This is a genomic window from Sporosarcina sp. AD_1 (assembly GCF_057373025.1).
The window spans coordinates 27209-39878 of sequence record NZ_JBPVIR010000008.1; the positions used below are offsets into that span (position 1 = coordinate 27209).

The following is a 12670-nucleotide window of genomic DNA, read 5'->3' on the forward strand; positions in this document are numbered from 1 at the left end:
AGTCCGTTCTATTCGGGAATAGAGTAGAAGACTACTAGGAAGGATGGAGGATGAGAAATGGACAAGCATACTGCAGACATGACGAAAAAAGAAAAACAGCTGGATCAGTTCCGTGCGCTGGATAAAGGCAAACGGCTGACGACGAATCAAGGGTTGAAAATTTCGGAAGATGAACATTCCTTAAAAGCTGGTTATCGAGGGCCGACATTGATGGAGGATTTTCATTTTCGGGAAAAAATAACGCATTTCGACCATGAACGAATCCCTGAACGTGTCGTCCATGCAAGAGGTTTTGCGGCCCATGGTGAATTTGAATTGTACGAGTCGATGAAGCCATATACGAAAGCTGCATTTTTACAGGAGCCGGGTTCAAAGACGCCTGTATTTACTCGTTTTTCAACAGTGGCGGGTAGCAGGGGCTCCGCTGAAACCGTGCGGGATGTCCGTGGTTTTGCTGTGAAGTTTTATACAGAGGAAGGGAATTATGACTTAGTCGGCAATAATATTCCTGTATTTTTCATTCAAGATGCGATTAAGTTCCCTGATTTAATTCATGCAGTGAAGCCCGAGCCCCATAATGAAATGCCGCAAGCAGCCTCTGCCCATGATACCTTCTGGGATTTCGTGGCGAACAACCAAGAGTCGGCCCATATGATTATGTGGCATTTGTCAGACAGGGCGATTCCGCGGAGCTTTCGAATGATGGAAGGCTTTGGCGTTCATACATTCCGATTGGTAAACGAAGAAGGACAAGCCCATTTTGTGAAATTCCACTGGAAACCGAAACTGGGCGTCCATTCCCTCGTTTGGGATGAAGCGCAAAAGATTAGCGGGAAAGATCCGGATTTCCATCGTCGCGACTTATGGGAAGCGATTGAAATGGGGAATCCGGTTGAATTTGAACTCGGCGTCCAATTGATTGATGAAAAGGACGAGTTCATGTTTGATTTCGACATTTTGGATCCGACAAAGATCTGGCCGGAAGAGCAGGTCCCCGTTAAAATCATTGGAAAAATGACGTTGAACCGGAACGTGGATAATGTGTTTGCCGAAACGGAGCAAGTCGCATTCCATCCGGGCAATGTCGTTCCTGGTATTGATTTTACAAATGACCCATTGCTGCAAGGGCGTTTGTTTTCCTATACGGATACTCAGCTGATCCGTCTAGGCGGTCCAAATTTCCACGAAATCCCGATTAACCGTCCGGTTTGTCCATTCCATAATAATCAGCGCGATGGCTATAGCCGGCAAACAATCAATGTCGGGCAAGTGGCCTACCATAAAAATTCCTTGGCGGACAATACGCCTGCCGTGTCAAGAGATGTGGAAGGAGGATACGTGCATTATCAGGAAAAGGTCGAAGGACGAAAAATCCAATCGAGAAGTGAATCATTCGAGGATCATTTCTCTCAAGCGAAACTCTTCTGGAACAGCATGTCGAAAACGGAAAAGAAACACATTGTAGATGCATTCAGCTTTGAACTCGGTAAAGTGATGAGCAAAAGCGTGAGACAGCAAGTTGTTGATATGTTTGCGAATGTCGATGTAGGATTGGCGACGGCTGTTGCTGAAGCGGTAGGTGCGGAATTTCCTTCTGGAGTGGAGGAATCCAAAGTCACTCAAGCATCACCGGCTCTTAGCCAAATGAATACTGCAAAGCTTCCTGATACCCGAAAAGTGGCGATTCTCATCGGAGAAGGATTTGATGGATCGGTAGTTGAGCCGCTCGTCAATGCATGCCTAACTGCAGGAATGACCGTAGAACTGGTCGGAGAACGTTTCGGAACTGTGCATGGAACAGAAGGATTAGCTGCTGAAATCGACCAGACCTTTTTGACTGCGCATTCCACATTATACGATGCTGTTTATGTTGCAGGCGGGACAGCGGATAATATGAAAAAGTTCCAGCTGGATATGGCTGATTTCATTAATGAAGCGTACCGACACTACAAGCCTATTGGAATAGCCAAGACGGGTATGCCATATTTCGAAGCATCTGCCGCTGAAGAAGGGCCGGGCATCGTGCTGCCGAATGAAGTAGAGGATAAGCCGGAAGTTTTCATCGAAGCGGTTGCTGCCCATCGCCATTGGAACCGAAACGTATATGGTTGGGAAGGATAAGAGAAGCTGTCAGCTGCCGATGATCGGCGGCTGGCAGTTTTTTTATAGTGTCTCATGCTTCGTTCGTCCGATGGCAACTGCTCTAGCGGCATGCTATCATTACAACGATTGATGGAAAGGGCGTCGAACGATGGGAAAACAGAGACAGAAAAAGAAAAGTTGGATTGTATCAGCAATTGCTATTCTGGCCATCCTTGCATTTGCTTGGTTAAATCAAGAGGAAACACCTACTAAAGCAGGCCGGATTCCAGTCCAGCTCATAAGCGCAATAGACGGGGATACGATCAAAATAAAGTACGAGGGAAAAGAGCAGAACGTCCGGTATTTGCTTGTGGATACACCGGAGACAAATCATCCTAGACTCGGAAAGCAGCCTTTCGGCGAGGAAGCGAAAGAGCGGAATTGGGAACTGCTGCAAAAAAGCGCTCAAGTGGAAATCGAGTTTGATATTGGCGAACGATACGATAAATATGGAAGACTGCTCGCTTATGTGTATGCTGACGGCGAGAGCGTCCAAAAAATATTGCTGGAGGAAGGACTTGCCAGGGTAGCATATGTATATCCTCCTAATACCCGTCACTTGGACGATTTCGAAAAGGCGCAGATCAAAGCGAAAAAAGCGGGCGTTGGTATTTGGACTTTGGAAGATTATGCGACCGATCGCGGATTTGACAGTGAAACGTATGCGGTTGAAAGTAAGCCGGATAATGCCCCAATAGAAGTGTTCGCCAATTGCACGGAGTTACGAAAAAAATATCCGAACGGTGTAAAAAAAGGCCATCCGGCATACTCTGAAAAGATGGATGGTGATCGGGATGGGTTTGCTTGTGAATGACTTGCTGGTGATCAGGCAGTTGTTTTTTCAGTCGGCAACCACTTGACATCTTGCGGAAACATGATAAGATTCAACACTATACAATAAATTATTTCATTCCAATTACATAAATGGCTTGGAAGGATGGCCGAGTAGAGATGTCGTTTGCAGAAGACAGAGACTGGATGGGTAGTGAAAATCCAGGCGGCGGCATATTGAATTACACCATCCGTTTGTCTTCCAGCTTTTCATTGAGCGGATGGCGTTTTTTCGTCATCAACTAGGGTGGTACCGCGGAGAACTCCTTCGTCCCTTATTTTAGGGATGAAGGGGTTTTTTATATTGATTAGGAAGATAGGAGGAATTCATCATGAATCACATCAAAGCCATTCAGAAACCATCCGCATTTGAATCGATTGCGTTGGTTATTGCCATTATATTGATTATCAGCACAAGCATTATCGCATTTGATGCGGTGCCGCATCTTCCCATTCTTTTCTCTGTGTTATTGCTCTTTGCTTACGGACTGGCCAAAGGAATTCCGTTCCGAAGCTTGGAAAAGGGACTGGTAGATGGGGCAGGTGCCGGCATGAGCGCCGTGTTCCTATTTTTCTTCATCGGGATGCTCATCAGCAGCTGGATTATGAGCGGCACGATTCCAACATTGATCTATTTAGGCTTTCAAATGATGACACCGTCGTTCTTTTTTGCAATTGTTTTTGTCGTCACCGCGATTGTCGGGGTTTCCATCGGCAGTTCCTTGACGACAGTAGCGACAGTGGGCGTCGCATTTATCGGAATGACGCATGTCATGGAATTATCGCTTCCAATTGCGGCAGGAGCGATCGTATCGGGTGCATTTTTCGGGGATAAGATGTCTCCGCTGTCTGATACGACGAACCTGGCATCCTCGATTGTAAAAGTGGATCTTTTTGAACATATTCGCAATATGGCATGGACGACCATTCCAGCCTTTGTCATTTCATTTGGCTTATTCGCCGTAATATCACCGAAAGTGCAAACGGCCAACTTGGATAAAATCAATGTGTTTAAAGAGGGTTTGCTTCAAACGGGGTCCATCCATTGGTATGCCATGATCCCGCTCGTCTTGCTTTTCATTCTGACGATCCGCAAAGTACCTGCCATTTTAACATTGGCAATCAGTTCATTCGTAGCCGTGCTGCTTTCATATTTTCATCAAAGCTATGGAGTCGACCAGGTTTTCAGCATTTTGTTTGGCGGTTTTAAATCAGCGACTGGCGTAGAAGATGTCGATAAGCTGCTCACTCGCGGCGGATTGGAAAGCATGATGTTTACAGTCGGTCTTGTCCTGCTGGCGTTAAGCATGGGAGGCTTATTATTCACACTTGGCATCGTTCAAACGCTGCTGGATCTCGTTTCTTCCTTGCTCCGAAAGACATATGCCGTCATCTCTGCTACCGCGCTAACTGCAATTGGCATCAACGTCCTGATCGGAGAACAGTACTTGTCCATCTTGCTGACGGGGCAGGCATTCCAAACCCAATACGAAAAGCTGGGGCTGGCCAATAAAAACTTGAGCCGTGTCATGGAAGATGCAGGTACTGTAGTCAACCCGCTCGTGCCATGGAGTGTGTGCGGGATTTTCATTACAGATGTGCTAGGTGTTTCGACAGTCGATTACTTGCCATTTGCCTTCTTCTGCCTGCTGTCTCCGATCTTGACAGTGCTGTTTGGGTTTATGGGAAAAACATTGACACGCATTAACTGACAGTCCGCTGCATCCAAAAAGGCGAGGGAACCAATATGGCCCCTCGCCTGTTCTTTTTCCAAACTTCTTATGACTTGATCGAAAAGACATCTTGATAATCCGTTTCATTTTTGAGCGCATTCTCTTCTTCCGGAATCCGCACGGTCATCATCCAAATGTTTAATAACGTAAATAAGATTGCAGTAAAGTACGCGTTAAATAACAAAGGCAAGACGAGCAGTTCCGTTGCGACGATCACATAATTCGGATGCCGGATGAATTTGTACGGCCCTCTCCGTACGACATTGGCCCCAGGCAGTACGATGATTTTCGTATTCCAGTACTTCCCGAGCGAAGCGAGACACCAGGTCCGCATCACTTGGGCGAGCAGGAAGATGCCAAGCCATAATGGCCAGAGCGGAGGAGGGGACAGGTGAAAATAGAAGACTTCTGCGAGCAATGAAACAAAGAAGCACACATGCATGGCGACCATATAACGATAATGGGATGCTCCTGCTTCAATCGCACCTTGGCTTTTCATCCACCGTTCATTTCTCCGGGCGACGAGCAATTCAATCAGCCTTTGGACGATGACAATCCCGATGACCCAATAAAATAACATGATAGCACCTCACTCCCAGCGCAATAGCAGCAATTCACCGCAAAATCCCGGCCCTAATGCCGCCATCAGCCCATATTCTCCTTTAGAAGGCGATCGATCCATAAACTCTTTTAAGACATAGAGAACAGTAGGGGATGACATATTACCGTGCTGACTCAATACGTTCCGTGAAATTTCAGTCTTGGCCGAATCAAAATGAAGCGCCTCTTCGTATGCTTGCAACACTTTCTTGCCGCCGGGATGGGCGACAAAGTGGGTGATTTCTTTCTGTGACAGTTCATTTCTATCTAAAAATTCATGGACAAATGGCCCGAGCCAATTGGTGATAATGGAGGGAATGCTCTTTGAAAAAACGACATACAGCCCATTATTTTTTACATCCCAGCCCATTACATCCTCCGAATCGGGCATTAATTTCGAAGTGGTCGATAGGATGGCCGGTTTTGGCTGACTTGAAGAGATAGAAGACCGATCTCCTGTGACAAGCGCGCAAGCCACACCGTCCGAAAACAAGGAAACGCCGACTAGATTGCTTTTGGTGTAATCGTCTTTTTGGAAGGTGAGGCTGCATAACTCGACAGCAAGCACAAGAACTTTCGCTTCCGGAAAAGCTTGGCAATATTCAAAAGCCCGGCTGATGCCAGCTGCCCCTCCAGCACATCCCAGTCCCCATATTGGTATCCGCTTCACGTCATCACGGAAGGGGAGACGATTCATGATCCTTGCTTCGATGCTCGGCGTCGCCAGACCAGTACTGGAAATGAAGAAAATCGCGTCAATTTCCCGCTCGGCAACCGGCTCATCCAGCATGCCTTCACCATCTAAACACTTACGGATTGCCGCAGCTCCAAATTCCACTGCATGGGCGATATACAGTTCATTTCTTTCCTCAAAATCATGATGCTTTCCATACCACTCTAGCGGCATGCAAACATCACGCTTTTCAATGTCTCCATTTTGGAACACGCGTAAAAGCCGCTCAATATCCTTGAATTTCTCGCTGAATAAGGAGCGGGTCAGTTCGACAGCTGCCTCCTGTTTCACTTCAAAAGGCGGCTCGAATGTACTAACAGATTGGATTTTCGGCATGAGTTACCTCCAGATTTCATAATCACGCTGTTCAAATAGTTCCGTTTATTGTAAAAGGGAATATGTATCTATCATTGAATTCCCTTTATAGCTAGGTTGTTAAACATATGCTGACTTGTCCTTAAAAGATTCATGAGAAGGTGAAAAGCTAGGGATCTAAGATGTGTGAAATAGAGAGGCATAGGGTGATCTAGGGTGAGAAATCTATATCTGTTCTAAGTTGAAGTATATTGGAAATTGCAGATGGCAAGTCCATGTTGCAGGAAGAACGCCATAACAGTGAAAGATTTGTTGTGTTAGTAACCATTTATGTAATATATGAGCTGGCGTGCATTGATATGATGGCCAGCCTACTTATATAGAGGGAAAATATCGTATGCAAACCGCAATGCGGCCCGGTAAGCCACAAAGCAGTTTTGTCGTTATGGAGAGGGAAGTATCGATCTGCACAAATCACGCAAGCTGTTAAGGAAGGATTCCGTTTGGTCTTTCGTCCTCTTTTTCGGTCCGCGCAGCCGTCCTCCCGCCATTCGCACTTTTTGCGCTGTATGTCTCGCGTAAAGCAATTGATCAATATTATCGTTTGTATAAAGCCGGCCATTCTGGTCGATGGGATATCCTTGCTTAGCAAGTACCATAGCGGCCAAGCCATAATCTTGCGTCACGACGATATCGCCTTTTTTCACTCGGTTTACGAGCACGAAATCGACCGCATCTGCTCCCTTAGAAACGATGATTGTCTCGGCGCCCTCTCGATGCATTTCATGAGCTGTGTCGCAGATGAGCACACAAGGCAGCTTAAAGTATTTGGCTACACTTATTGTTTCATTCACAACAGGACAGCCATCTCCGTCTACATAGATTGTGGTCATGATCCATCACCTTTTCTTTGTCATGAATTGAATGCTTGGTTATTGCGTTAACTATATCATATTCAGCCGATGTTTTTTAATTCGCTGGCGATCGATCGGTAACAAGTGTAGTTGGACGGTTAGGTAGATGGAGGTAACGATACTGCGGACTATTCGTAAGACAGTGTAGGAGGAAATAAAAAAACTCCTTTCAACGGAATCCGTTGTTAAAGGAGTTTTCAGAGAAACTTGCATGCCACTTCAAGTGGAGGAACTATACATAGCTTATCGCACAGTAATTCGTCCGTTATCTGTCTTCAATTTGACGGTATGGAATCCGTTGCCGAACACGGTTTTCTTGTTTTTCTCACCGTACACATCGATTCGTCCATGCCCTGTTTTTGCATAGATCGTGACGTCTGTCGGTGTCGTGCGAGAATGGAGTTCAATACTACCGTTATCCGTTTGGAAGTCTATGTTCCGATTGATTTCTTCGGAATTACATATGATGCGTCCGTTATCTGTAATGGCTGTCACTTCTCCGGAGACTTCCTCCAGTTCGATTCGTCCGTTATCGGATTCCGCATAGACGGTCTCTGCATCGACATAGCGCAGGCTGACCCGTCCGTTGTCTGTTTTTGCCTTCAACTGATCGGTCTGCACCTTTTCGATTTCAATCCGGCCATTGTCCGATTCAGCGTGCAATATGGATGTCGCTACTTCCGTCACGATGACACGTCCGTTATCCGTTTCAGCTGTCATAGATTTGCATAGCATCTTTTCGGTCTCAATTCGGCCATTATCAGTTTTCATTGCAATGGATTGGTAAAGCTTTTTAGGAATAAACACGCGTAATGCCACCGCCTTTACATTAAAGTTGAAGAGGAAGGACCAGTGGAATTTATTTCGGAGTTTCACGACGAGTGTGTCCCCGATTACCTCTGCTTCCAATTCCATTCGTTCGTTTGCACCTGTCAGTTCTACTGTCGTCACTGAATTCGCTGATGGCAGCAAAGTGAGTGAACCGTGCTGTACTTGAATATCGACATTCGCATACTGATCGTTCTGGATCGTGAAAACCTGATCTGAATCAGTTGACTGCACGACCTTCTCTTCGGAAAACGGATATGATGCAAGCAACTCTGCTGCAATTTTTGAAGGCGAGCCGAGAGAAGCGGCAATCTCATCATCCGATTTGCCATCTGTTCTGCCATGGAGAAAATACTCCCGAATATCTTGTAGAATGTCATTCCGTTCGTCGAGCGGAAGCCGTGCGAGAGCCCGTTCAAGCTCTGAAATAAATTGTCCTTCAGTCATTGTGAACACCTTCCTCAATCAAAGTATTAACGCCATTCGTGAAAGCCCGCCATTCTTCCAATTGTTCGTGCAAGTACGTCCGTCCCGTCTCAGTCAGTTGATAATATTTACGAGGCGGCCCTTCGTTGGATTCTTTCAGATAGGTTGTAAAATAGCCTTCCTTTGTCAGCCGGCGCAATAGGGGATAGACCGAACCTTCCGATATGGAAATCTGATCGGAGATTTTTTGAACGAGTTCATAGCCGTAGCGATCCTGCTTATCGAGCAGAACGAGAACACATAAATTCAAAACTCCTTTTTTAAATTGGATATTCACGACATAGCCTCCTTTCTTACACTACTATGTAATGCACAGTACTGTTGTTAATAATATATCATTCAGTATTGTTCATTGCAAGGTACTATATAAAATATTTTTGGGAACCTTTTAAAAGCCGATTCGTAAGAAAGGTGTAGCAGAAATGAGGGAAGCATAATGTTCGGAAGAAAAAAGAAGAAAGAAGCGGATCATATAGTTTATTATGGTGTAGGAATTTTCTCTGATGGCCAAGTGGATGATCACCAGTTCGAAACATGGACGGACGAATTGATGGATGCGGCTGAGAATGTCGGCACCTCCTCTTATATTGTGAACGAGGAGTTCAATCAAGATCATTTAACGATTTTATATGAGAGATTTCCAAACGTTGATCCAAAACGGCCAGTCTTTGTCATCAATAAAATTGATTATGAAGAAATTCAGAAGGAATATAAAAAGCTGGAGCAGCAACAGAAGTGGAAAAAATTCTTTAACTCGATTCCTTTGTCCGATTATATGGATGCAGAGGACAGGGCCGTATTTGCACCGCATGATGTACAACTTTGCACAAATGATCTTTTGGAAGCGAGCCGTTTCTTAAAAGATCGTAGAACGGAGGGTGAACAGAATGAATGAATACTTCGTTGGATGGGGAACGCTAGCTCTCATTAATGCAGGAATCGCCCAAGGAAAAAACAGGAGTGGACTGAACTGGTTCCTTCTTTCCTTACTATTGGGGCCATTTGCGACATTTTGCCTTGTTATTTCACATAAAAGATAATTCTTTCAAAATCCTCACTATATGATAAACTACTTCTAGAGTCGAAATAAATAAGTTGGGGGTTTTTGAGAATGGCTGTGACGATTTTATTAGAGAATGACAAAAGGGTAGTAGAGAATGAAGCACGGAAGCAATATGTCTCCAGACAAAAAGGGGCGCATTGTTCGTTATTGCTTGATGACGAGCAAGTTGTTGTCCTGAAGGAAGTGAAAGAAAAGAACTTGACGCTTGAGAAAGTCCGTTCCATTGCTGGCGACATCGCTCGCGATTTGGCAGCGCAGAAAGTGGAGAAAGCGTTAGTAGGGGACGAGACGATTGCTGAGGCATTTGCAAAGCTTGATAAAGAAAAAGCAGTCACTGCGTTTGTTGAAGGTTGGGAACTCGGTTCCTATTGTTTCAATTCATATAAATCCAAAGCGGACGACAGCAAGGCTGAACTGGAAGTAGAAGGCTCTGCAGATGCTGTTCAAGCTGGTCAGATTCGTGCAGCGGCTATGGCTTTCTCCCGTGACTTGATGAATGAAGTGTCCAATGTGTTGAACCCGGAAACGTATCCAGAGGTACTGAAGGAGAAATTTGCCGGCACAAAGGCTGAAGTAACTGTCCACGGCAAGGAGCAGCTGGAGAAAATGGAGATGAACGGCGTGTTGACGGTTTGCCGCGGATCCAAGTACAGCCCTTCCTTTGTTGAAATTGCCTATCAAGGGGATGCATCCAAGCCATTGGTCGCATTAGTCGGGAAAGGCGTCACATTCGATACAGGCGGCATCAGCTTGAAGAGCGGCAAGGATTTAAGCGATATGCGGATGGATATGGGAGGTTCGGCAGCAGTAGCGGGTGCGATGCAGCTGCTCGTCCAATCTAATGCAAAAGTGAATGTCATTGCATTGATTCCAATCGTCGAAAACGCACCGGATAACACGGCAGTGTATCCTGGTGAAGTGATTCATTATAAAAACGGGACAACAGTCCAAGTTGGTAATACTGATGCGGAAGGCCGCCTCATTTTGGCGGATGCCTTACTTCGTGCAGGCGAGTTGGAAGCTGAATATATCGTAGACATCGCGACGTTGACAGGCGCCATTGTCAATGCGCTTGGCACAGGACTGGGCGGAGTTTTCGGAGACGAGGAATTGTCTCATGTCATGAAAAAAGTCGGAGACGAAAATGGCGACTTTGTATGGCCGATGCCGCTAGTGGACGCCTATGATAAAACATTGGCGAGCGACTACGCGGATGTGAACAATATTAGTACATTAAATTTTGCAGGATCAATTACAGCCGGTTTATTCCTGCGCCGGTTCGTGCCGGAAAACAGCAAGTGGCTCCATGTCGATATGGCGGGCATGATGGATCATTCCTCTGCAACGGGCTATTATGCAAAATCTGCAACGGGCTATGGAGCAAGATTGCTGGCGGACTATACAGTGAAGATTTCGGAGTAAGCGAGACGTATATCCGAAAAAACAAAAGGTGGAGAAACCAATACGGTTTTTCCACCTTTTACATTGATACAAATTCGTGATTTATTCGCAAACGACGACTTGCCTTTCAAACGTGCCTTTTTTAGCAATGCATCTGTCCACAATCGCAAATCCAGCATTTTCAATCATCTGATCCATCGGTTCAATCGTGACAACGACAAGCTTATCCGTAATTCTGCGGGCTTCCGTAAGAATGGATTGCTGTCCCTCAGAAGTAATATGTGTAAACAGATTGTACGGCATATCAATGATCGCCACGTCATATGTATCGCTTACTTCAGCAATCGGCCCTTTTACCACTTCGCCCGATAAACCGAAGTATGCTAAATTTTTTCTGGATCCTTTACAAACAAGGGGGTTAATATCCCGGCCGACAATATCAATTCCCATCGAACGGGCCTCCACAAGTACTGTGCCGATGCCGCAGCAAGGATCGATAGCACGGATTCCGGCCGGATGGGGCACTGCAATATTCGCCACTGCCCGGGCAAGGCGGGTGCTCAGCGCGGTTGAATACATATGAGGTTTCTGCTCATGTTTCTTCCAAATCGGCAAGCTTCTTTCCAATAAGCCGAAGTACCATTTTCCCTTCATTTGAATAAAACCATACTCAATGGACGGTTCCAGCAAATCCGCTTCTCCTTGAATGGCTTCACCTAATTGGCGTTCCAGCTTGCGCCTGTCCGGATGAGGAATTTTTTTCGTTTCTTCCATATCCATCGTATTCAGACAGGTAGTTTTGAACGTGGAAGGCGGGATGAAATCTCCAGCTTGAGAAAGGAACCCTTCCCAGCTCTCGCAACTCCATAACACTTCCAACCGCTCTTTCATAAATGGGCTACGGCTTGGATCGATCTCCACTTCACTCTTCAACACATTCGACTCGCTATGTGTTCCAAAAAAAGACCGCATTTCCAGCCTGCAAAGATCGTGTTCATCGATGTGGCGGATGTATGTGTAAATGAACTCCTGATTAGCAGGCTTCAATTTCCGACCTCTAGTGTTTCAAGAAGCTCAAAAAGAAACTTGTAAATAAGAGCTACGACTTCTCTTATCGCCAGTGTCTCATCGAATCCATCCAGCCCATTCAGGGAGATGTTTACGCTAAACGTGCCGTCCGTATCAAACAGCACACTGGAAGGACCTTCCGATAGTTTATTGTCAATAAAAGACTGTATTTTGTCCTGCCATTTTTTCTGAAGCTGCAGGCCAAACAGGGCAGTGTAGACTTTGAAAACATCGTCCACCTCTAATGCCATCCCGTCCACCTTCACCGTTTGAAAATCATCTGAGTCAATATAAAGAAATTCCTCGATCGGATTGTGCAATATGGAAATCGGTTTATCTAGGAAATTCTCCGATTCTGCTTGAATCAATTCTTCCGTTTCTTTCAAACAGCGTTCCACCGTTTGGAAGCTCCACTCCTTCTCTGCGATATGCTGAGTGGAAATCAAACCGTGCCGCTCTGCATAGTCTTTCTCGATTGGAAAGAGGGAGACGGCTCCATCTGTTGATGCTAATCGTTCCTCTAGTCGTTCTTTTAACATAAAAGCAACTCCTTTTC

Annotated in this window: 13 protein-coding genes; 6 read left to right on the forward strand and 7 right to left on the reverse strand. The window is 45.6% G+C overall.

Going from position 1 to position 12670, the window contains the following annotated elements; all coding sequences use genetic code 11:
- The first annotated feature begins 57 nt into the window (after positions 1–57).
- From ACSW3C_RS15440 to nhaC, 4 genes are all read left to right on the forward strand, one after another.
- Positions 58–2121: a catalase gene (locus ACSW3C_RS15440; RefSeq protein ID WP_486563686.1), complete on the forward strand. Its 2064-nt coding sequence runs from the start codon at positions 58–60 to the stop codon at positions 2119–2121.
- 130 nt (positions 2122–2251) lie between these two features.
- Positions 2252–2956, forward strand: coding sequence for a thermonuclease family protein (locus ACSW3C_RS15445; protein ID WP_486563687.1), 705 nt, complete (start codon positions 2252–2254; stop codon positions 2954–2956).
- A gap of 137 nt (positions 2957–3093) precedes the next feature.
- On the forward strand, positions 3094–3219 hold the full coding sequence (locus ACSW3C_RS15450) for a hypothetical protein (protein WP_486563688.1): 126 nt from the start codon (positions 3094–3096) through the stop codon (positions 3217–3219).
- A gap of 86 nt (positions 3220–3305) precedes the next feature.
- On the forward strand, positions 3306–4685 hold the full coding sequence (nhaC, locus tag ACSW3C_RS15455) for a Na+/H+ antiporter NhaC (protein WP_486563689.1): 1380 nt from the start codon (positions 3306–3308) through the stop codon (positions 4683–4685).
- A 67-nt stretch (positions 4686–4752) separates the two neighbouring features.
- On the opposite strand, the gene ACSW3C_RS15460 is transcribed toward nhaC, so the two are convergent.
- From ACSW3C_RS15460 to ACSW3C_RS15480, 5 genes are all read right to left on the reverse strand, one after another.
- A complete protein-coding gene (locus ACSW3C_RS15460; protein WP_486563690.1) occupies positions 4753–5286 on the reverse strand; it encodes an isoprenylcysteine carboxyl methyltransferase family protein in 534 nt (177 codons plus the stop codon).
- Positions 5287–5295: 9 nt separating this feature from the next.
- Complete coding sequence (locus tag ACSW3C_RS15465) at positions 5296–6375, reverse strand: type III polyketide synthase (protein WP_486563691.1); 1080 nt, start codon at positions 6373–6375, stop codon at positions 5296–5298.
- A 422-nt stretch (positions 6376–6797) separates the two neighbouring features.
- Positions 6798–7247: a YaiI/YqxD family protein gene (locus ACSW3C_RS15470; protein WP_486563692.1), complete on the reverse strand. Its 450-nt coding sequence runs from the start codon at positions 7245–7247 to the stop codon at positions 6798–6800.
- Between the two features lie 264 nt (positions 7248–7511).
- The gene (locus ACSW3C_RS15475; protein WP_486563693.1) at positions 7512–8543 is read right to left on the reverse strand and encodes a DUF4097 family beta strand repeat-containing protein; all 1032 of its coding nucleotides are present in this window, start codon (positions 8541–8543) and stop codon (positions 7512–7514) included.
- Positions 8536–8859, reverse strand: a complete 324-nt coding sequence (locus ACSW3C_RS15480; RefSeq protein WP_238080015.1) for a PadR family transcriptional regulator — start codon at positions 8857–8859, stop codon at positions 8536–8538. Before ACSW3C_RS15480 ends, ACSW3C_RS15475 begins: the two co-directional genes overlap by 8 nt.
- Positions 8860–9018: 159 nt before the next feature.
- Between ACSW3C_RS15480 and ACSW3C_RS15485 the strand changes: the two genes are divergently transcribed.
- Positions 9019–9477, forward strand: a complete 459-nt coding sequence (locus ACSW3C_RS15485) for a hypothetical protein (protein ID WP_486563694.1) — start codon at positions 9019–9021, stop codon at positions 9475–9477.
- A gap of 216 nt (positions 9478–9693) precedes the next feature.
- Entirely contained in the window at positions 9694–11067 is a 1374-nt protein-coding gene (locus ACSW3C_RS15490) for a leucyl aminopeptidase family protein (protein WP_486563695.1), read from the forward strand.
- Positions 11068–11148: 81 nt separating this feature from the next.
- Here the strand turns inward: ACSW3C_RS15490 and ACSW3C_RS15495 are convergent, their stop codons facing one another.
- Complete coding sequence (locus tag ACSW3C_RS15495; RefSeq protein WP_486563696.1) at positions 11149–12093, reverse strand: TRM11 family SAM-dependent methyltransferase; 945 nt, start codon at positions 12091–12093, stop codon at positions 11149–11151.
- The gene (locus ACSW3C_RS15500) at positions 12090–12653 is read right to left on the reverse strand and encodes a branched-chain amino acid aminotransferase (RefSeq protein WP_486563697.1); all 564 of its coding nucleotides are present in this window, start codon (positions 12651–12653) and stop codon (positions 12090–12092) included. Before ACSW3C_RS15500 ends, ACSW3C_RS15495 begins: the two co-directional genes overlap by 4 nt.
- Positions 12654–12670 lie beyond the last annotated feature (17 nt).

Coding starts and splice junctions, on each gene's coding strand:
- ACSW3C_RS15440 (WP_486563686.1), top strand. CDS start 58: ATGGACAAGCATACTGCAGACATGACGAAAAAAGAAAAACAGCTGGAT.
- ACSW3C_RS15445 (WP_486563687.1), top strand. CDS start 2,252: ATGGGAAAACAGAGACAGAAAAAGAAAAGTTGGATTGTATCAGCAATT.
- ACSW3C_RS15450 (WP_486563688.1), top strand. CDS start 3,094: ATGTCGTTTGCAGAAGACAGAGACTGGATGGGTAGTGAAAATCCAGGC.
- nhaC (WP_486563689.1), top strand. CDS start 3,306: ATGAATCACATCAAAGCCATTCAGAAACCATCCGCATTTGAATCGATT.
- ACSW3C_RS15460 (WP_486563690.1), bottom strand. CDS start 5,286: ATGTTATTTTATTGGGTCATCGGGATTGTCATCGTCCAAAGGCTGATT.
- ACSW3C_RS15465 (WP_486563691.1), bottom strand. CDS start 6,375: ATGCCGAAAATCCAATCTGTTAGTACATTCGAGCCGCCTTTTGAAGTG.
- ACSW3C_RS15470 (WP_486563692.1), bottom strand. CDS start 7,247: ATGACCACAATCTATGTAGACGGAGATGGCTGTCCTGTTGTGAATGAA.
- ACSW3C_RS15475 (WP_486563693.1), bottom strand. CDS start 8,543: ATGACTGAAGGACAATTTATTTCAGAGCTTGAACGGGCTCTCGCACGG.
- ACSW3C_RS15485 (WP_486563694.1), top strand. CDS start 9,019: ATGTTCGGAAGAAAAAAGAAGAAAGAAGCGGATCATATAGTTTATTAT.
- ACSW3C_RS15490 (WP_486563695.1), top strand. CDS start 9,694: ATGGCTGTGACGATTTTATTAGAGAATGACAAAAGGGTAGTAGAGAAT.
- ACSW3C_RS15500 (WP_486563697.1), bottom strand. CDS start 12,653: ATGTTAAAAGAACGACTAGAGGAACGATTAGCATCAACAGATGGAGCC.